Source organism: Pseudomonas sp. 20P_3.2_Bac5 (assembly GCF_025466035.1).
GTDB lineage: Bacteria > Pseudomonadota > Gammaproteobacteria > Pseudomonadales > Pseudomonadaceae > Aquipseudomonas.
The window spans coordinates 47,319-68,565 of the sequence record NZ_JANLOA010000136.1 but is presented as its reverse complement, the minus strand read 5'-3'; the positions used below and the strand labels follow the sequence as shown (position 1 = coordinate 68,565).

Annotated in this window: 14 protein-coding genes; 3 read left to right on the top strand and 11 right to left on the bottom strand. The window is 60.1% G+C overall.

Going from position 1 to position 21,247, the window contains the following annotated elements; all coding sequences use genetic code 11:
- The 3 genes from NTD88_RS27630 to NTD88_RS27620 all read right to left on the bottom strand — a co-directional run.
- On the bottom strand, positions 1–2,390 hold a 2,390-nt coding region (locus NTD88_RS27630; RefSeq protein WP_262191780.1), incomplete at its 3' end, for a TonB-dependent receptor.
- Between the two features lie 174 nt (positions 2,391–2,564).
- Complete coding sequence (locus NTD88_RS27625; protein ID WP_262153350.1) at positions 2,565–3,542, bottom strand: FecR domain-containing protein; 978 nt, start codon at positions 3,540–3,542, stop codon at positions 2,565–2,567.
- Complete coding sequence (locus tag NTD88_RS27620; RefSeq protein WP_095158485.1) at positions 3,543–4,055, bottom strand: sigma-70 family RNA polymerase sigma factor; 513 nt, start codon at positions 4,053–4,055, stop codon at positions 3,543–3,545.
- Between the two features lie 127 nt (positions 4,056–4,182).
- Between NTD88_RS27620 and NTD88_RS27615 the strand changes: the two genes are divergently transcribed.
- Together NTD88_RS27615 and NTD88_RS27610 are read left to right on the top strand one after the other, a co-directional pair.
- Positions 4,183–4,893, top strand: coding sequence for an ATP-binding cassette domain-containing protein (locus NTD88_RS27615; RefSeq protein ID WP_256587836.1), 711 nt, complete (start codon positions 4,183–4,185; stop codon positions 4,891–4,893).
- The gene (locus NTD88_RS27610; RefSeq protein ID WP_095158484.1) at positions 4,890–5,684 is read left to right on the top strand and encodes an ABC transporter permease; all 795 of its coding nucleotides are present in this window, start codon (positions 4,890–4,892) and stop codon (positions 5,682–5,684) included. The genes NTD88_RS27615 and NTD88_RS27610 overlap by 4 nt, the downstream gene beginning before the upstream one ends.
- Positions 5,685–5,690: 6 nt before the next feature.
- Here the strand turns inward: NTD88_RS27610 and NTD88_RS27605 are convergent, their stop codons facing one another.
- From NTD88_RS27605 to NTD88_RS27570, 8 genes are all read right to left on the bottom strand, one after another.
- Positions 5,691–6,779: an MBL fold metallo-hydrolase gene (locus tag NTD88_RS27605; protein ID WP_262153349.1), complete on the bottom strand. Its 1,089-nt coding sequence runs from the start codon at positions 6,777–6,779 to the stop codon at positions 5,691–5,693.
- 147 nt (positions 6,780–6,926) lie between these two features.
- The gene (locus tag NTD88_RS27600) at positions 6,927–10,634 is read right to left on the bottom strand and encodes a hypothetical protein (RefSeq protein WP_262153348.1); all 3,708 of its coding nucleotides are present in this window, start codon (positions 10,632–10,634) and stop codon (positions 6,927–6,929) included.
- Positions 10,635–10,696: 62 nt separating this feature from the next.
- Positions 10,697–12,529, bottom strand: coding sequence for an ABC transporter ATP-binding protein (locus tag NTD88_RS27595; protein WP_262153347.1), 1,833 nt, complete (start codon positions 12,527–12,529; stop codon positions 10,697–10,699).
- Positions 12,530–12,591: 62 nt separating this feature from the next.
- Entirely contained in the window at positions 12,592–13,866 is a 1,275-nt protein-coding gene (locus NTD88_RS27590; RefSeq protein ID WP_262153346.1) for a DegT/DnrJ/EryC1/StrS family aminotransferase, read from the bottom strand.
- A gap of 97 nt (positions 13,867–13,963) precedes the next feature.
- The gene (locus NTD88_RS27585) at positions 13,964–14,695 is read right to left on the bottom strand and encodes a PIG-L deacetylase family protein (RefSeq protein WP_262153345.1); all 732 of its coding nucleotides are present in this window, start codon (positions 14,693–14,695) and stop codon (positions 13,964–13,966) included.
- Positions 14,692–15,939 carry an aminotransferase class III-fold pyridoxal phosphate-dependent enzyme gene (locus NTD88_RS27580; RefSeq protein WP_262153344.1) on the bottom strand — a complete coding sequence of 416 codons (1,248 nt, stop codon included), beginning with the start codon at positions 15,937–15,939 and terminating at the stop codon, positions 14,692–14,694. Before NTD88_RS27580 ends, NTD88_RS27585 begins: the two co-directional genes overlap by 4 nt.
- A 1-nt stretch (position 15,940) precedes the next feature.
- The gene (locus tag NTD88_RS27575) at positions 15,941–17,791 is read right to left on the bottom strand and encodes a hypothetical protein (RefSeq protein WP_262153343.1); all 1,851 of its coding nucleotides are present in this window, start codon (positions 17,789–17,791) and stop codon (positions 15,941–15,943) included.
- A 103-nt stretch (positions 17,792–17,894) separates the two neighbouring features.
- Positions 17,895–19,040 carry a 2-deoxy-scyllo-inosose synthase gene (locus tag NTD88_RS27570; RefSeq protein ID WP_262153342.1) on the bottom strand — a complete coding sequence of 382 codons (1,146 nt, stop codon included), beginning with the start codon at positions 19,038–19,040 and terminating at the stop codon, positions 17,895–17,897.
- 585 nt (positions 19,041–19,625) lie between these two features.
- Here NTD88_RS27570 and NTD88_RS27565 point away from each other — a divergent pair.
- Entirely contained in the window at positions 19,626–21,236 is a 1,611-nt protein-coding gene (locus NTD88_RS27565) for a GMC oxidoreductase (protein WP_262153341.1), read from the top strand.
- Positions 21,237–21,247: the final 11 nt, after the last annotated feature.

Genomic DNA, 21,247 nt, shown 5'->3' with positions numbered 1-21,247 from the left:
CCCGGCGAGATCGCGCCATAGGACGCTACGCCCGACCAGTATTCCCGGTCGAAGACGTTCTGCACGGTGGCGCGGAAGGTAGTGGGCCGGCCTTCGATGCGGGTGGCGTAGCGGGCGCCGAGGTCGACGCGGGTCCAGGCGTCCAGTTCCTGGGTGTTGGCCTGGTTGATGTACTGGCTGCCGGTATAGATTGCGCCACCCGTCAGGGTGAATCCTTCGATTGCCGGGGTGTCCCATTCGGCCCAGATGTTGGCCTGCACATCGGGCACGCCTACAGGGTCGTTGCCACGGTTGCTGGCCGTGGCCGAGTCGGTCAGTTCGCCATCAAGCAACGTGACGCCGCCAAGCAGACGAGTACCCGGCGCCACTTCGCCGAACAGGCTCAGCTCGACACCACGGTTGCGCTGTTCGGCCTGCACCGAAAACGCATTGCCCGCACCCAGCTCGCCGCTGGGTTTCTCGATCTGGAACACCGACAGGCTGGCCATGAAGGAGTCCCTCTCTACCTTCACGCCCAGTTCCTGCTGCTTGGACTCATAGGGCGCGAACGCCTGCCCGGCGTTGGCCGCAGTGGCGGGCGCGACGTCGCCTTTGCTCAGTCCTTCGACGTAGTTGTAGTAGAACGAAACGTTTTCCCAGGGTTTGACGACCAGGCCCACCACCGGGGTCGTCGCGCTGTCGTCGTAACGGGAAGTCACCGCGCCGGTGGCGGCGTAGTTGCGTGACTCGATGGCTTGCCGGCGCACACCCAGGGTCAGTTGCAGGCGGTCGTCGAGAACAGACAGGGTATCGGTGACGGCAACGCCGGACAGCTCCGACTCGGAAATCCGCAAAACCTTCGGCGCGGCGATGTATTGCCTGGGCACATCCACCGGGTGGTAGATGTTCGAGACGATTTCCGTGCCGTTGTTGATGCCTCGGCTCAGTTCATCCTGATACCGGGTGGCCATGACGGTGGTGGTATGGCTGACCGGGCCCGTTTCGAACAAGGCCCGCATCCCGACATCGACGGTCGAGCGATCAACGTTGAATTTGTAGTAGCCCGGCGTATTGCTGATAGTGCCGTCCTCGCTAAGGATCCTTGGCACCTGGTCGGACATGCGTTTGACATCGGCTCGACCGCCGCCAGCATGGGCGAACACCGTCACTGCATCGCTCAGGTCATATTCCCCGCCGACCAGCGCGGACTGCTCCCGGGTGTTGGACCAGCCCCAGTCCTGCGGCAGGTTGGTCCGGCCATTCGGCGCCGACGGCACCTTGACGCCGGCCGCCACCGTGAACGGTCGCGATGAGGCGTCCCACTTCTCTTTCTGGCTGAGGAAATCCAGGTTCAAACGCAGCCGTTCGCCTTGATAGTCCAGGGCGATGGCGCCGATATCCAGTGCACGCTGCTGGTCTTCGATGGCCGTGTCGCCCTGGGCCATGCTGCCGTTGAAGCGCACGCCCCACTGTTTCTCATCACCGAAACGACGGCTGACATCGATATGGCCGCCCAGTTGGGTGTTGGCGGCGTAGCTGGCGGTAAAGCGCGTCAGGTCCTCGGCCAGCGCCCGTTTCGGCACGATATTGATCACGCCGCCGACGCCGCTGTTGGGTGAAATGCCATACATCAGCGCGCCCGGCCCCTTGAGCACCTCGATCCGTTCGGCGTACTCGGTGAACACCCGGTAATTGGGCGCCACGCCATAGACACCGTCGAAGGCCAGTTCGCCAAGATTGCCCTCGCCCACCGGGAAGCCGCGAATGAAGAACGAGTCGACAATGCCGCCCGCCTGGCCGGTGGAGCGAACCGATGGATCACGCTCCAGGGCGTCGGCGACGGTTACAGTCTGCAGGTCGGCAAGGGTCTTGGCGGTGTAGCTGGTGACGTTGAATGGCGTGTCCATCACATCCTTGTTGCCCAGCATCCCGACCCGGCCGCCGCGGGCCACCTGATCACCGGCGAAGGCCTCGGGCAGGCCGCCGAGACGCAGGCTCGACGCATCGACGCTGGTTGCGGCGAGTGTGAGTCCACCGTCGCCGGCCGCAGGCTGCTTGATCAGCATGAAGCTGCCATCACCGAGTTCCACCAGCTCCAGGCCGCTGCCCGCCAGCAGTTGGGCAATGCCTTCGCCAGCCGAGTAGCTACCCGTGAGGCCTGGGCTGTGCAGTCCTTCCGTCAGCGCGGGCTCGAACGACAAGGCCATCCCCGATTTCACCGCGAAGCTGGACAGCACCCGGCCCAGTGGTCCGGCCGGAATGTCGTAGGCCTTGCTGGCCACGCTGTCCGGTTGCTGGGACGTAGCCGCCCAGGCGCTGGTGCTTGCCGTGACCAGGGCAACACTCAGCAGGGCGGTACGGACGGCCATCGTTAACGTGCATTCGGCGCGGAGGCGACTTGCAACAGGCATGACAAGAAGATCCTTTTGACTGGGAAAGAGGTGGTTTCACTTCCTCTGCCAGCCGAGGCGGAAAAAAGTATCAGGCCGTAGCAAAAAAATATTGGCGTCCTTCGCGACGGTTCGGCGCCTTTCGCGAGCGAGCTCGCTCCTACAGGTTCACACAGCGTGGCTTTTTCGCGATGCTCAACGTGCCGCCAACAAAGTCCAGTACCCGCTCATATGCTCCGTCACCGAAATCGAATAGGTAGCTGCGAGCATGTTCAACGTCCGACGCCGGTCATTGATCGGGTAAGCGCCCGACACCAGCAGGTCGGCAATCGCCGGGTCGCAGCGCACGAAGCCGCGGCCGTAGCGCGCCAGTTCCGCAGCGAAATCTTCCAGGCGCATCTTGTCGGCCAGGAGCATGCCCTGGGTCCAGGCCGTGACGGTTTCGTCCACCCGGCTCACCGGTGCGGTCGCGCGGGCGTCGAAGTCGGTTTTTTCACCAGCCCTGACCACCAGCGGCGTAACAACGGCGGCGCTGCCCGCCTCCACCCGGATCGCGCCCTCCAGCACGGCCAGGTAGGTGCGCCCCGCCCGCTCGCGAACCGAGAACCGCGTGCCCAGCGCCTGCATCCGGCCTTCGCTGGTCGCGACGCGCAACGGCCGGGCCGGAACCGCGCTGTCCGCCGCCGTCTGCACCAGGATCTCGCCGCGAACCAGTCGGATGAGACGCTGATCGGGATCGAAGCGCACGTCGATTGCCGAGTCGGTGTTGAGAAAGACCTGCGTGCCGTCGACCAGGATGATCTCGCGGCACTCGCCGATGGCCGCACGGTAATCGGCCATCCAGCCCTGCCGTTCGCTCAGGTTGAAGCCCAGCCAACTGGCCGGCGCCAGTGCCAGGAACATCGCCAGACGGGTGATGACGGCGCGGCGTCCCGGGTTGCCCGGACGATCCAGCGCAGACATCGCCAGCGTCGGCGGCAGGCCGCCCAGCTTGCCCATCAGCAACTCCGCCCGTTGCCAGGCGCGCTCGCGGTCCGGGCTGCTGCTGCGCCAGACGCGCCAGGCGGCTTGCTCCGCCTCGGAGACGTCGCCCTCGCCCATGCACATCAGCCACTCGGCGGCTTCTTCCAGTGCTTGCGGGCTGATCTGCGCTGCAGAAGCTGTCTCGGTCATTCAGTTCACCAGCGCCAGGCACTTGAGGAAGGCCTGTTTCATGTAGCGCTTGACGGTAATCAGCGACACGCCGAGTTCGCTGGCGATGGCTTCGTATTTCATGCCGGTCAGTTGCGACAGCAGGAAAGCGCGTCTGACCAGTGGCGGCAGCGTGTCGAGCATGGCATCGATTTCATGCAGGGTTTCCAACACCAGCAAGCGCGACTCCGGCGAGGGCACCTCGGGCGCGGGAAGCTGCGCCAGGGCGGCCAGATAGGCGCGTTCCAGGGATTTTCGCTGGCACCAGTTGGCGAGAATGCCGCCGGCAACACAACTCAGATAAGCCCGCGGCTCGTCGAACACCGAGACGTTGGACGCCAGGATCCGGGCGAAGGTGTCCTGCACCAGATCGGCCGCATCCAGCGCATTACCCAACTTGCGGTGCAACCGGGCATAAAGCCATCCATGATGCCCGCTGTAGAGCTCTTCGATATTTCGCAGGTGATTGCTGGGGGCGACCACAACTTCGCTCATAGGAGGCTTTAATTGTTGTAAGTGATAATGGTTTGCAATACTAAGTTAACCGCGCCCCGCCTGCAATCGACAGATCGCCCGTGTTGAAGACAAACTGAATGACCCGCCGGATACCTGAGGAACGCCTGTGTCACCACCCCATTGCGCTCCGGGATCCGCGCCGATCCTGCTTGAAGCCCTGCGCCTCAGCCGTGTCGACCCGACAACCCATGCGGCGCTGCTCAACCCTGTCGATTTCTCCCTGCGGGCAGGCGAACGCGTGGTCATCACCGGCAGTTCCGGCTCGGGAAAAAGCCTGTTGCTGAGAGCGTTGGCGCTGCTGGACGCGCCCGCCGACGGCAGCCTCACCTGGATGAACCAGGCGGTACTGGCGCAGGACATCCCGCGCTTTCGCACTCAGGTCTGTTACCTGGCCCAACGTGCCGCGCTGGTGGAAGGAACTGTCGCGGACAACCTGCGCTTCCCGTTCACGTTGAAAGCGTTGCGCGAACGCACCTTCGATATCGGCATCGCGGAACGCCTGTTGGTGCAGGCGGGAAAGAACGCCGGCTTTCTGGACAAGCAGGCCGCCGACCTGTCGGGCGGTGAAGCGCAGATCGTGGCGCTGGTCCGGGTATTGTTGCTGGCGCCTCAGGTCCTGCTGCTCGACGAGCCCACCTCGGCGCTCGATCCGCAATCGGCCGCCGCAGTGGAAACGCTGGTGGTGCAGTGGTTCGAGCAACACCCCGAAGCCTGCGGCTACATCTGGGTCACCCATGATCAGGAGCAAGCCCGGCGCATGAGCAGCCGCTGGCTGAGCATGGATCAAGGCGTATTGCTGAACGAGAAGCCCGCATGAACTACCAGACACTTTCCTACACCGACCTGGGCATCGCCTCCGCGCTGATCCTGATCAACGGCCTGCTGTCCGTGCTGCTGAAACTGCAACTGGAGCGGCAATTGCTCCTGGCAGCAGTGCGTACCGTCGTGCAGTTGCTGGCGATCGGTTATGTGCTGGGCTGGGTGTTCCAGTCCGCGCATTGGTATGTGGTGCTGCCGCTGATGCTGGCCATGACCCTGATTGCCGGTATTTCCGCCGCCGGGCGCGGCAAACAGCGGCATGCCGGGCTGCTGACCGACAGCGTCGTGGCAGTAGGGCTCAGTTCCTGGCTGGTCACCGCGCTGGGGCTGTTCGTGGTGTTGCGGGTGCGGCCCTGGTACGAACCGCAGTACGCGATCCCGATCCTCGGGATGGTGCTGGGCAACACCTTGACCGCCGTTTCATTGGGGCTCGACCGCATGACGCGGGAGCTGAGCGCCCGTCGCGACGTGGTGGAAATGGTTCTGGCCCTGGGCGGAACCCGATGGGAAGCGGCGCAGGCCGCCGCCGTCCAAGCGGTGAAAGCCGGGATGATGCCGACCCTCAACCAGATGACCGTGGTCGGCATCGTCAGCCTGCCCGGCATGATGACCGGGCAGATCCTCGCCGGACAAAGCCCGGCGGAAGCGGTGCGCTATCAGATCGTAATCATGTTCCTGATCGCTGCCGCCTCGGCGCTGGGCACCGTGTGCGCGGTGCTGATGACCTTCAACCGGCTGTTTTCCCCGGCGCACCAGTTCATGTCGCACCGGCTCACGCCAAGGAAGTAGCCGTCACTACGCCCCGCGCAAACGCCAGCGGCATTGCCGGCCTTTGCCCGCATCGCCCTGCTCCTGCGCCACTACCTCGCGCCACCAGCGCTCGCCGGTCTGCGGCGCACGCAGGTCGATGCGTTCACCCATGCTCGGCGTAGCCACGCTGACGCCCTGCTCGCCCGCCCACTCCAGTACGCTTTCGAACGGCTCGTACCAGGCGTGCATCGACAGGTCGAAGGTGCCGTTGTGAATCGGCAGCAGCCAGCGCCCGCCCAGGTCGACATGGGCCTGCACCGTCTGGCGCGGGTGCATGTGCACGTACGGCCAGTGCTCGTTATAGGCACCGGTTTCCATCAACGTGAGGTCGAACGGCCCGAAGCGCCGGCCGATCTCGGCGAAACCGTCGAAGTAACCGGTGTCGCCGCTGAAGAACATGCGCAGGTGCGGCGCTTCGATCACCCATGAGCACCACAGCGTGCGGTTGCCGTCGCGCAGGCCGCGTCCGGAAAAATGCTGGGCGGGCGTGGCGGTCAGGCGCAGGCCGTCCACCTCGATGCCCTGCCACCAATCGAACTGGCGCACCTTCGACGCCGGCACGCCCCAGGCCAGCAGCCGGTCGCCCACGCCCAGCGGCATGACGAACAGTTCCACTTTCGGCGCCAGGGCCTTGATGGTGGCGCGGTCGAGGTGGTCGTAATGGTCGTGGGACAGGATCACCCCGCGGATCGGCGGCAGCTCATCCAGGCTCAGCGGCGGCTGGTGAAACCGCTTGGGGCCGGCGAACGGCAGCGGCGACGCACGCTTGCCGAACACCGGATCGGTCAGCCACCAGCCGCCTTGCAGCTTGAACAGCACGGTGGAATGGCCGAGGCGATAAAGGCTGGCGTCCGGCGCCGCGTCCAGTTCCGCCCGGGTCAGGCGGCGCACCGGCACGGCGGCCTTCGGCACAGTGTTGGCGGGTTTGTTGAAGAGAAAATTCCACAGCACCTTGGCATCGGGCTCAGGCATGTTCGCCGGGCGCGGGGTGAGGTTGTGGAAACGCCCATCCCTGGACTGGGGCGAATGCCCGTGGTCGGCGATGGGAGCACGCAGCAGCGGATGACGTTTCAAGGCGGGGAACCCTCGGTACTTTGTCGGAACACTCCGCAGTATAGGGCCGGCATGTCTGAGCGGATTGCCTGATCCTGCGAGGTTGATGCCTGATCGGGTGAGGTCCTGGCCGAGCGACGGCATAGGTGCTCGTGTCCGCACGCTAAATCAACAGGCGGTCGACTCCAGGTAGGCGGGACGCCTCTGCACAAGCGACGGCCACGAATCCAGCGTCGTCCAATCGATGCCTTTTTCCAGTTCAAACCGACAGACCGGTTCGCGAATCAATAGCTGCGTCTGGATGGCCTGCTCAGTGGCGGCGGTATACCCCCACGGAACCGCGTCCAAGTCCCGTAGTAGAGCCGCCAATACGGACTGGTCGAGATGGTCGCCGAAGCGTGCGACCAAAAAGTGTTTCGCGCGGCGAAATCGAATTCCGGTGCCGACCAGTTGCTCAGCCAGGGGCGATGCGCCACGACCCGCTATAGCAATTTCAGGCGCATGCCGCACGATCATTCCCGGCAAGCCCGATAACATTGACGACCCCGCCGCCACGGTTTTCCGTAGGTCATCCGCCAGGTCCGAGCGTTTAAGAAGGCAAGCGGCGATCAGGTCATCGCCGATGTTGAAGACATCCCGCTCGGCGAGTTCCGACAGCGCCTTGCCGGGCCACCTGGCCGCGAGAAAAAGGCTGGCTTGCCGAAGCACTTCATAGCGCTCAGGCCACCGCCCATCGTCCCCGGACGCCACATTCAACCAACGCACATAGCCGTCAATGACGCCCCGGCAATAGTCGAACCCCCTGCGCTGACACCGTAAGAGCACACCACGAACGACGCGGCTCCGCGCTATAGCGGCGACCGTCGACGACATCGGCTGGGCGTGCAAGGCGACATACTGCGAGGCGTCCTCAATGACCGCCCGATGCTGTATTAGCGTGGTCAGCACCGCCTTCCACTGCACCCCGTCGAAATGTTCGGCGAAGGCGTCGACGGCTTCGTTGGCGACGTACGAGAAATCGTAAGAGGCGTCGAATAGAAAGCGCGTGGCAACCACAAAGTGCCAGAGCTGTTCGTAATCCCAGGGATCCGCTCCCTGCGCGTCGAGGCGGATGAACAGTGTCCAGGTGCCCAGCACTTGCTCGCGCCGGATCGTCAGTGCCGGGAACAGCCAGGTGCGGAATCGATCGAGGAATACCTCAAACGCCAGGATCCGCGCGATTTCGCTCTCGGGACAATCAGGCGGCTCCGTCCACTCCACTGAGATCTGCCGCGGTGTGAATACGTAGCTTGCCTTGTGCGTTCCCATTGGAATCTGGATCTCGAGCAGCGCTCGCTCGAAACGCAAAACCTTCGTCGAGCGACTACTGAACGTCGAGCAAAAGCGTTCGAGCGCTTGTACGCGTTGTGGAAGCCCTTGCGTATCAAGCCGCAGTCCCGCCAGGGAGTATTGATGGAGGAGATTGTGAAGAACGTGCGGATTCTCGTACCGCTGCGGCGCCTCACGGGCAAGCACAATGGCGTCAAACTCGAACTGCCAGTTACGGTCCTGTATCTCGAATGACTCGGGGATCGCTTCATCAGCCCACTGACGCAACCAGCGTTGAAAGCGCTGAAGCACTGCGGCATCGCGCTCAGACAACAATTCGATGCCCAGGAATTCGATCCACCCTTGCATCACGTCGAGGTAGCGGCTGTAGCTGCCAGCATCCGCCTCCACCGCCACGCGCCCTAGCAGCCCTTTCAATGAGGCGTCGTAAGTTTCGATTAACGACCCTCTGATCTGCTCGGCGACATTTTCCAGCCCTGCCTCGCTCAGCGCGCCCCGCAGCGTCAGATAACTACCGTTGAGTTGCTGAGCATACCTCGCCGTCGGATCACCACCCGACACAACGCCTCTAAACGACGCGACTGACTGTCGGAATGTATCCACCGATTGAAGGACGCCAGGGTTATCGAGAGCCTGCCGCGCAAGCAGGACTTCGCTCGCGATCGGTAACTCCAATGCACGGATGGACACCATCGTTTCGACTGACAAGCCGTCTTCAAGATCGTGCGCCAATGCATCGAGGCAGGAGATGGCGTCGTCCAGCACATAAACCGGCAGCCGCGCACATTCCGTCCTGACGAAGGACACGCTTTCAAGAATCAACACCGCGTTGTCGCGCTGAAGCGCGTTCAATTGCACGGCGGCCGAATCGAGCAGGCGGCGCAACGTGTGCGGCGGCACCCAGGACGTCGCCGCTTCACAATCGAGCAATGCCATGACGATTCGAAGGTCACCACTCGCGACCAGCGTACGTGTCACGGACGACAGCGCGAGCAGTGCGCGCAGTTCCCGCAGCGGCGCATCCTGTGAGAACAGGACGGCACGTTTGTAATCTCGCGCAAACTGAGTGAGCGCATAGCCTTCGCCGGCATCCCCCGGGGTCTTTGACCGCCAGACTGCCGCGAGCAGAGAGGGAGACTCCACCATGCCGTCGGCGCGTTGCATCCACCTCGTCGGCATCGGCTGTTCGCTGAGTGCGCACAGCCGCTCCTTGACTTCACGCGCGACCGGTAAACGGCGCAGCCGGGAAAGGGCTTCGGCGCAGCCTCGCGCCAGCTCGCCGCCAGGTGACAGCACCTCATCGGTGAAGACAAGAGCACAGTCGTCGGGCAACACCAACTCTCGGCGACGCTCATGGTGAATGGATCGCAGCATCGCCGCGCCGCCGAGAATGCAGGTGCCGCGGTCAAATACAACGCAGTCTGCTCCGGCGGGCATGCGTCGAGTGTCCATCCTGACGCAGGTAATGCCCTGCTGGCGGAACATGATACCCGCGTGCTCCTCCGCACTGCCTTCGTCCACGATCACAACCGCCACCTCGGCCTGCTCCGCGGCGCTGAGCGCAAGGTAGCGGCGCCAGGCGCTCATGAGGTCCGGCCCCACAAGGGTGCGACCCGAGGATTGTGCGCCCAACATCAACAAGCCGGCGTCCACGACATCGTAGCGCCCGATCAACGCTTCACGGCACGCATCAGTCAACACATAGCGGTCCCGAAAGGCATCATCGGAATACGCCGGCCGCGCCTGCAGCAGATGCAACTGTCGCACCGTCGTCGCCCGCAAGTGGCGCCCGCGCCATAGCCTGAGGTCTGAGCACGCCGGGCGCAGGGCCAGGGTCGTCGCTCGCGAGCCGCTACTCTGAGCGCTCGCAAAACCGAAACCGATGGTATGCGCGACATTCATCAGTTGTGGATTTCTCGGCATGACGGTGGTCACGGACACGAAACCAAGCGTCGTTTCGAGGCCCCATTCGCAATCGATCGCGGTGAAGTCAAACGTCTGCATCAGCTCATTACATACCGCCTCCATCTGCTCAAGAACCGCCGTGTCCAGATACGGCGAATGATCGTGACCGACATCGCCGCAGACATCGATGTTCAGCAGCGGTTGCACAAAGCATGGAATCGCCTCGGCATGACCGTAACGCCCCGAAAGCGCAAGCTGGCGTTGTGCATGCTCGGTCGATCCGCTCATGGCCACGGCGGCAATGCACCGCACCAGCGATTGTGGCTCGGGACATACCAGGCTTTCGTAGCCGCCAGCATTGACATGATTCGTCAGGTCCTCGTGACCGGCACTACGGACAATCCAGGGCGCGGGACCACAAACGTCCGCCACGCTTCGCACCAGTTGCGGAAAAGCCTCCTCCAAAGCGCTTGCGTAGATCGCTACCGGGTCATCCGCCAGTGCCAGACTACCCAACACCGCGGTTGGCAATGGCGCGATCGGAAAGATGGGCAGGACCAGAGCGGACAGGGATTCGATCTCCCGAATGCGCAGAAGTCGATCCGCCTTGGGGCCATAGCGCTGCTCTTCATGTGTAGTCATGGTTTGGCACTCTGGGTTAGATGAGTGGGGCGGTGCAGGCGCATCTTCAATGGGCCGTGACTTCATTTTGGGTCGCCCAGGAATCCGCCGCTCTGGTGAGCCCACAACTTCGCGTAAAGACCTCCTTGTGAAAGCAGCGTCGAATGGTCGCCCTGTTCGATCACACATCCATCATCAAGTACGATTAAACGGTCCATCGCCGCGATGGTGGACAGCCGGTGCGCGATAGCGATCACGGTCTTGCCTTCCATTAACCGGTAGAGACTTTGCTGGATGACAGCTTCGACTTCGGAGTCAAGCGCACTGGTTGCCTCGTCGAGCAGCAGGATCGGAGCATCCTTCAGCATCACTCGTGCAATGGCGATACGCTGACGCTGTCCGCCCGAGAGCTTGACGCCGCGCTCGCCCACATGCGTCTCATATCCACAACGCTTGCCTGTATCGCAGAGGTTCTGGATAAATGCATGTGCCTCTGCGCGCCGGGCCGCTGCCTCGATCTGCGCCAGCGTCGCATCGGGTTTGCCGTAGGAAATATTATCGGCTACCGACCGATGCAGCAGTGAGGTGTCCTGAGTAACCATGCCGATCTGGCAGCGCAACGAATCTTGCGTAGCGTGTGCGATGTTCTGCCCATCTATCAAGATGCGACCGCATTCCAGATCATGGAAGCGCAACAACAAGTTCAGTAGTGTCGATTTACCGGCACCCGAGCGCCCAACCACGCCAATCTTTTCGCCAGGGCTGACCGTGAGATCGAGATCATCGATCACGCGGCGGCCGGTTTCGGCGTAGCGGAAGCTCACCCGTTCGAAGCGCACCTCGCCATGCGTTACTGCGAACTCGACGGCGTCAGGTGCCTCAAGCACAGAAGGTGCGACCGACAGCGTCCTCATTCCGTCCTGCACAATGCCGGCGTTCTCAAACAGGCTGGTCATTTCCCACATGAGCCATTGCGACATACCCTGCAGCCGCAACGCCATAGCGGTGCCGGCTGCAACGGCGCCCACTCCCACTGCACCTTGCGACCATAGCCACAACGCAGTGCCCGTGGTGCCAATCGTGAGTCCAATACTCAGCAGATGGTTAACGATCTCAAAGGCGCTCACTAGCCGCATCTCCCCGTATCCGGTGCGCATGAATTCGCGCATGGCCTCGCGTGCGAACCCTGCCTCGCGTTGCGTGTGCGAGAACAGTTTGACAGTGGCAATGTTGGTATAGGCGTCGGTTATACGTCCCGTCAGCAGCGCACGCGCGTCGGCCTGTTCCTTGCCGAACTTGCCCAGGTTAGGTACGAAATAGAACAACGCAACGACGTACAGGACGAGCCAGCTCACAAAGGGCCATACCAGTTGCGCATCGAGCATGCCGGCCAGGATGATCATTGTGGCAACGTATACGGTCATAGTGACCATGACGTCGGCTAACACGAAAATGGTTTCGCGCACTGCAAGTGAGGTTTGCATCACCTTGGCCGTGATACGACCCGCGAACTCATCCTGATAGAAGGCCATGCTCTGCTTCAGCATCAGCCTGTGAAAGTTCCACCGCAGGCGCATGGGCAGGTTCACGGTGAGGGCTTGATGCTTGACGAAAGTCTGCAGCGCCACTACGGCGATGCTGGCCACCATCACAGTGACCAGCCATAGCAAAGCCTCGCCGCGCTCGGCCCACAAACGCGACGGTACCTGAACGCTGAGCCAGTCGACGATGTGTCCGAGCATGGCTATCAGCATCACTTCCAAGGCCGACATCATCATCGTGAGTATCGCCATGGCGGCGATCTTGCCACGCACGCCCTGCGTGCAAGCCCAAACAAAGGCGGAGAATCCCTGAGGCATCGGCGATGGCTCGCTGAAAGGAAATGGATAAAGCAGTTTTTCAAAGAACCCAAACAAAATGGAGCCTCCCTGCCAGTCCGAGACTGATGTCACACGCCCCATGCGATGAGCGCGCCCGCTTAAACACGCCGGTTATTAATGAGCCTGGCTACCTTTTCGAAGGCGGCGGCCACATGCTCTATCGCACTCATATCGGCTAATAGCATGCGGTGAGGCAGAGCGATGCAGGACCGGGAAAAGTTTTGCGCTATAGGCAACTGATAGCGGGATGGGTCGACCGCATCGGTGAATGTCTGGCCCAGTTCGAACCGGTTTCGCGAGGAAGGGTTGTAGAGGCGATTCTGGTTAAGGGCGCGGTACATCGTCTTGCACGGCAACCGGATTTCCGCGGATAACGCCACAGCAAACCGCTCGGCGCCCTGCGTCTCCACAATTGACTCTGGCAACCGGACCACGTAGGTGTAGTGCGCACGCTCTGTGGTGCGAGAGGCCGTAGCCTGCGGCAAAAAACCAAGAGAAAGCAGAAAACTATCCAGAACAGCGGCATTACGACGCCTATGTGCCAGTTGCTCGTCCAATACCTCCAGTTGCGCCATCAAGATGGCAGCATGAAATTCCGAGAGGCAGTGGTTGTTGCCCATGATCTCCGCAGTCTCAACCAGAGCCATCTCGTCTATTCCAAGTGGCTGCTCGGAGAGCGTTCGGCCGTCGGCCCGCAGATGCGCCAGGCGGCGTGCGAGGTCCTCGTTGTTAGTAATCACCGCCCCACCCTCGCCGCTCGTCAGCAACTTACTGTGCTGCATCGAAAAGGTACCTGCCGCACCGAAGCAACCAACATGGCGGCCGGCGTATCGGGCGCCATGTGCCTGCGCACAATCTTCAATCAACGGAATCGAGTGCGCTTGGGCGATCGCCACCAGGCGATCCAGGTTAGCGACCGCCGATCCAAGATGGACCACAGTGATGGCTCGTGTACGCGATGTGATTGCACTCTCAAGTGCCACAGGATCAAGGCAGCCGGTCTCGGGCTCCACGTCGGTCAGGACGGGGATGGCATTGATCCCGAGTACCGCGGACGCGGATGCAACCCAGCTCACGCCTGGCACGATCACCTCATCGTACGCCCCGACCTCACAAGCCTCCAAAGCCATGCTCAAGCTAGCGGTGCCTGTCGAGGATGGCACGCAATACCCGGCCCCCGTGTAAATGGCAAATGCCTGCCCGAAGCGCTCTTCCCAAGACGGCTGCCCACGGTATTGACCACTGATGGACCATCGGTGGCTGTCCAGAACGGCATTGACATTACGTCGAGTGTTCTCATTGCTCTGGGGCCAATTGGGCCAGTTCCCGTCGTGGACCGTAGCCCCGCCATAAACTGCCAGCTTTTCCAACATGGATGCCTCCGTCAATCAGGGTGAATTTGGCCTGCCCATGACAGCCATGGGATCAAGTCAGCGGTTGTTCCTGACCAATTCTTTCGCCAGAGCGGATTCAACTTAAGCGGCGCCACAGGCGCTCCGCATATCGTGCGGTGCCTGTGCCGACACGGCCGGCATGTAGCAGCATCTCAGAAACAGTGGATTCACTGGTCTGTGAGCGGTAGCCCCACATGTCTTCGCACTTGCTTTCCAACACACCTTCGATGTCGGCCGTCATGGCGGGTACCAGGTCTTGAGCGGTAAGCTGCCTCTCGAGCTCTGGGAGCAACAAGCTCGAGCTGTAGGGAACATCTTCGTAGTAAAGGACTTCGATGCGATGCAGCGCGTCCGCGGCAATTCGTACAATCTGATGATCGACATGTCCGCCAAGGCCGCACGGAGCAAGCACTACCTGAGGCCGCCGACACGCCACGGCGTTACGAATCAAGTTGACGACGTCCTCGGTCCTGGGATCATCGGTGGCGGCGATGCTAAGTTCCGTCGCGTTGTCATACCCCATCACAAAACTGTCCGGACACGAGAGACAGTCGTAATTGATCCGCCATCGCCCGCAATACGCACGATCCTCGAGTTCCCGCTCTGCCGATATGGCATCTGCGGATTTCTCGCACGAAGCCTGTGGTAGTGCCCATCCGCTGTAGCCGAAGATTGTCATGAGGCGCAGATCCGCTCGCATGGACAGCCGTGCGACGATGCCGCCTATGGAGTAGGCAACATCATCCGCGTGCGGTGATAGCAACAGGATGCGCCTACCCATCATCGACTCCAGGGATGACGGGCTCATCGCTCCTCCTTGATCCAACGAACCGCGTCCTCGACAGGAACGACATCGCTGGCTCCGTCCATCATGCGAAAGGCTGCCTGAAAGCGCCGCTGCAGGGTGATCGACGTAAGGTTCCCTCTTCCGAACTGCCGCGAAGTAGCCGTGAGCCCTTTCTCGAAGCGTTCGAGCAATTCGTCGAGCACATCGCCGGTCGCGAGCGAGACAGCTTGATTGTCCCCTTCGTATAGAAGTAAGCCCGCCATGGCCCAATTCGCGTACAGGGTCTGATCCAATGCCTCGCTGGCACCCACGATTTGCAGCAGTGGACCCTCACCGTATATTTCGATCGGCAGCCCGCTGCGCTGTACGATATTGCGCATTTCCGCGGCCAGGGCGGCTCCACATTGGACCAATCGCTGGTAACCGTCGTGGTTGTCCATGTAATCCAATGTGGCCAACGCCGCAACGATAGGAATCGTGTCCAAATAGGCGGTATAGGTAAATTCCTTCGCCGCAGCCATGACATCGCGTCGGCCCACCAGACACGACAGTCGGTGGCCATTCGATAGTCCTTTGGCGAAGGTGTACAGATCGGCCTGGAAACCAACCGTTCCTGGAAATTGGGAGGCGCGTACCGAGCGGTAGCCTTGCTTGACGTCATCGCAGCACAGCAGCACCCCTTCATGCCGAACGAGCTGCGCCAGCCGACGAAGTCTATCTGGTTGCAGATGGACATGGTCAGGCGACAAAATCACCAAGGCTGTTTGTCCTCGATGCCGTTCGAGCACCTGCTCCAGCAGTTCCGGTATAAAGTAGAAGTCGATAACTCCACTCGCATTGGCTTCTAGCAAGTCGTCGCTGCTAGCCCAGTAATCCCCCCAGCCGTGGTAACCCGCACTCGCTATGACATGCCGGCCCGTGAATTGCCGCGCAACTTGAACGGCGGCCCGACAGGCTTCCGTCCCCGTGCTGAACAGTGCAAGCTGTGCGTCGCTCATCCCAACGTCGTCGATGATCCGCTCTGTGAGTGCCTCATGCAGGTCGCTCCAGCACGTCGCCGATGCCAACCCGCTGTGTAAATGGCGCGTAATCGCTGAATTTACTACCGGATGATGGTGTCCGAGCGTAACGCTGCCTTTGCCGTTCATCAGATCGATATACTGCTTGCCGTCGGAAAGCGTCACCTTAGCGCCCTTGGAACTGACGGCACGCAGCCTGGGCTGTGCGGTATAGATGTCGGTAACGATGTGGTAAGGCCTGTCCATGTCACCTCCATGAAGGTGGGCTGATTTCGGCCAACTCGGAAGTTGTCCTGATCAATTGATTGAAATCTGCGCAGAGGGTGATGCGACCACTTTCGCTGGGTATTCTCACACTGCGTATCCTGGACTCGACGATCATCAACGCAGCTAGGGACAAGCTCTCCCGTACGCTCGACCAAGCGAGACCGCACAGTGATGCAAGCTGCGTGGAGTCTTCGATCGCCAGATGATTTTCGAGAGCAAACGCTGCTAATTCCAGCTCGGAAGAGCTGATGTCGCCCCAGTTCGCTTCCAATTGAAAACGATGGAGCCTTCCATGTTGGTCAACCTGCCAATGCCAGCCACCACTGCTGTAACGCAGCGACGAACGGAACGTCCTGCCCGTCCGTCCCGGCCATGGAACCGGCGCCGTTAGAAATGAGCTCAATGGCTCAGCTATTTCCTGCAACCGGTCACAACCGCAGCGCTCTCGCATCACATCTGCGACTGCCAACCAACGCGAACCAAGTGTCACGACCATAGGGCTTTGGTAGGTGTGGGCAATGGGTTGCCGTGCAGGGAACGTCAGCCAGTTCGCCGTTTGAAGCAGTAAGTCGGCTCGCTTCGGCTGGCTCGCGGTATGAAACTGCTCCTGGAATGATCGCGAGACCCCGATGTCGGCCGTAATTGCATAACCGTCAAGCAGCCAGGCTGCACCCGTGGCACCGATCTCCCGTATACGCTCGAACTCCGCACGACCGAACACACCTTCACCAATGAAACGCAGATGTAGTAGCGCATCACCATCAGGTCCGAGAATTTCGATCGGTGTCTTGCGTGGGTTCACCAAAGACCGACACCCGCTCAGGACCCGTGGGTCGTTCCACGGGAGCCAAGCGTGGCCCAGCCCATAACGCACCTCACCTTGTGGACACCGGAAGTGCAGCCGCGCTTGGGCTGGGAGCGAAGGGAGGCCTGCGGTGTTCCGCAGTCGTGCGATGAATTCAGGTTGTTCATCAGGTAGCAAGCATTCCCAAAGCCGTGGTGCTAGCGAGTCGCGCACCACATGCGCCGATGAATGTGACGGCATAGAGTGCGTCGCAGCCCCCTGCCAAAGCGTTCCGACGCTCGAGAACCATAGATCGACGCCGTACTCGCGCAACGGCGCCGCTACACGCTCCATAGTGGCCCCGGTATCCGGCCGATCGTCCACCACCACGATCACAGGAGCGACTCGACGCTCCAGCCAGGCCCGAGCGATTTCCAAGCCATCAGACGCTGGGTACTCTTTTCCTGGTCGCACCGTACACCAATGCACATCGGCAGCGCCCAGTCCGTTCAACGCAGCCTTCCAGAGCGGGGCAAGATATGTTCCGCCCGTACGGATCCCGACAATCAGAAAGGCCTGATCAAGGCGCACTTGTGCAGTAAATTGCTCAACGTCGCCCGCAATCAGCGCGAGATCTGCAAGGTCGTAGCCGCAGCACTCAGGTATCGGCAGGTGAAGCACTTTGCTCAGAGAATCGGGCGATAGGTCTACATGTAGCGCAACACTCGCAGTTGCGAGGTGATCTATGTCTTCGGACGCAGCCGGTATAGGCCCCAACATCACTTGCGCGGCGCGATCAGCTTCGCATTCAGCGCGGTGAAGCTGCTCTTCGAGTTCTTCCGTCGTCGTATCAGCGAGCACACCGTTCAGTTTTCCCACAACAAGCAGGTCGGCCCAGAATTGCACGCCTGCGCAAGCCACCAGATATCGGTCAAGAGTTCCTGGGGTGGCTGCGTTACGCAGAGGACTCAATACGCACCCAATATCGATGCGTATCAGTCCCACAGCGCCCGCCTGGGCAGGCTGATTAACGAGAGGGTCGTTCATAGTTTTCGCAGCTACCGAGATTCGTGGGCGCATAGAGCGCGAAACACCAACGTGACAAGAGATCGGCTGGCCGTCATAGACCAGGGCATGAAAAGCACACTGGTCATTGACGACTTTCCTCAGCGGCGATCTTCTTGATCCCCGTTAAGCAATCTTCAATACAAGACTGAATTAGCGAGGCGTCGACTCGTATCAAGGGACTGCCAGCCGTCCCGGCCGGAACCCCCAGGCCATCCAGCAGGATCATGACAACCTGGTCAGGACGAGCGCAGACATAACCTCGCTTGTTGTCCGTACGCAGTAGCGCCATCACCGCAGCGACAGTAACCCCGGCCGGCAGTCGAAACGTCAGTCCGTTACGGCTGAGTAGATGATGATGAAGACTCCGGTCGGCTTCGCTCAGCCGTCCCAAACGACTTGCAACTTCCGCCGCCACTATCATTCCAAGGCCGACGGCTTCTCCATGCGGTATTCGACCTTCCGCCGCCAGTTCGATTGCATGGCCGACCGTGTGGCCATACTCGAACACCAGGGCCTCTTTCCGCTCGCATTTGTCGTCTTTCATGACCTTTTGCTTTGCCAGCAAACCAGCCTCGACTATGGTCATGAGTTCTAGTTCGGAATAATTTGCGTCTGCCTTCAATCCACTTTCGAGCAGCGGGATGTTTTCGGTAGCCACGGTCAATGCATTCTTTATGATCTCGTACATGCCGGACCGTATTTGCGTCGCTGGTAACGTTCGTAGAAATTCGAGATCAATCAGAACAGCTGTGGGCTTGTGAAAACAACCCAGCAGGTTTTTACCTAAAGAAAGATTCACTGCCTGCTTGAGCGAGGCGACTGAATCCGCTGCTGCAATCAATGTCGTCGGCACATGTACAAGGCGAATGCCGCGAAACAGCAATGCAGCTATTAATCCCGCGAGATTTCCGATCACCCCGCCACCCACAGCGACGATAACGCTGCCCCGATCAATGCCGACCTGTACCATTTTTTGAGCAAGATGCTCGACTGTTCCCAAACTTTTGCATGATTCGCCATTATCGACGACCCAAAGGCGGGCAGAAGCTTGAGCCGAAAGCTGCTCGCACAATATGCCCGCATGCAACTGGCTGACCGTTCTATCACTAATTACGTGATAGCTCGACGCACCGAGTTCACGCAAATTCGATACGATTTCATCCACGCATCGAATGCCAATCCACACCGGATAGCACTCATCTTCAAACTGAAGCCGTATGTGACGCATAGACTCTCTCCGTTGCGCAGAAGCGTTGTTAGCAAGCTGGTGCCCATCGCTAATGTGCTATTCAATGCTGTCGTCGGTTTATGCTTTTCCATCAACGAAATATATTCAAGGCCATTACCTCAGGCACACATCGTGCACAAGAGAGGCCAAGCCCTGTTTTGTCCTTAGCTCATATGCGTCGCACAGAGCGGATAGAACATTTGAAATATGGATACACTCAAGGCTATTGCGCCGTCAATGACTGGATATGTCATGTTACACATATGAATGAGTAGAACTTTTGTTATTTGTATGAATGCTCTTACAAGCCCTCAAGAAAGATATTACGCCGACATCCCAAATAACACGAACGAACAGTTTTTACCCCTTCCATCGCCAGCTTCTCTGCTAGAGTTATTTTACTTCCACGAACACGAAGTAGTGCAATTGCCTTCAAAGGCGTAAGTAATTAACTGGATTAGCCAAGCACAGTACTACTCCGTAGACCGGCAGGTACGTGCTACAGAAATGTCGGGGGGGGACTCGACAATGAAGATATTTTTCCTGTGCGCCGCCATATAACCCCGTCAGAGGACACTCCATAAGATGACTTCTTCATTAAAGCAACACGTCGAAGACCACCCCCTCGGTGCGTCCCATATAAACGGGCTACGGTTAAATACTCTGTCAGATGATCCTTTCGATGTGGTCATCATAGGGAGCGGGGCCGCTGGTGCGGTTGCCGCGGACACCTTTGTCCGGGCAGGGCTTCGCACCCTCTTGCTGGAAGAAGGCGCGAGACTTAAGGCAAGTGCAAACAATGCGGACGTTGACGCCCAGGCCGAGCACGCATTGGCTGGCAATAGCGCGCAAGGATGGAGTCCGCAGGGATGGCCATGGAGCACGCGCAACCTAGGTGGTGGCACGGTTTTCTACGGTGGCGCCTCGTTTCGATATACCGACTTCGATTTCGATGCCAGCGAGCGCATCCGTGTCGAGGGGTTACCGGTGAAATGGCCCATCGGCGCTTCTGATCTCGCTCCTTTTTACAACGAGATAGAGTCGATTCTTTCCGTCGACCACGCTGGGTTCAAGTGCAGGCGAAAACAGGCTCCCAATACGTTGAGCCTTCCCGCGGAACATCTTTGGGAAGGTGCGCTCCGGCTCGGCCTGTCCCCCCGCCCTACGCCTGTGGCGATCGACCGCAACCGTTGCGATCACTGCTCCTTATGTATCTCGGCACAATGCACGCGAGGCGCCAAACGCGATGTGGTGAACGCCCTGCTCAACCCCTTGGCCGATACGCCGAACCTGCTGCTACTGACTGGCGTAAAAGCCATGGCACTGACACAGGAACAGGGTAATCGCGCCAGCGCTGTGCGATGCATGGACACCACATCGGGTCAGATACGTACCATCCGTGGGAACCGTTTTGTACTGGCTTGTAATGCAATTCAAACGGCTGCGCTACTGCTGCGTTCGATCACATCTCATGCGCCAAGGGGGCTTGGCAATGAGCACGATTTGGTCGGTAGGGGTCTCTGCATGAAACTCAGCGAATATTCGCAGGGCGTGGTGCCGATGAACCGGCAACAAATCGACGATCATCCGATAGGTTATCGGGGGCCCTTCTCGACGGTTTGCACGTTTCACCACTATCTGGACGAGCGCTGTCCGACTGGAGTCGGCGGACTGATCTACGAAGCCAAACACGATGACTGGAATCGTCTACAGGGCGATGGTTTGGTATTACGTGTGGAGACCCTTCTTGCTGACCACCCTTCTCTCGGGAATCGGGTCCGTCTATCCAATAGTACGGACTCATGGGGCTTTCCGCGGCTGATGATCGACTACACGACGAATCCAAAGGATCTGGCACGCCTAGCTTATATGGTGGAGCGCTCAGCTGACTGGCTCAAGGCCGCTGGCGCGCGGGATATCCAGCATGAAGCCTCGAACTTCGCAATGGGCAGCACACACCTGCACGGCACCTGCCGCGCAGGTGACGATGCGCGAACGTCCGTAGTGGATCGGGATGGCAAACTCCATTCGCTAGAGAATGTCTACGTTGCGGACGGTAGTTACATGCCCTACCCCGGTGGGGTGAATCCAACTCTCACTATTCAGGCCAATGCATTGAGAATTGCTCGCCAGATCGCCTGCGATGCAACGGGTCATGCTTGCGCCTCGCTAGCGCTGCAACCTTTTGCTAACTGAAGATCAACGAT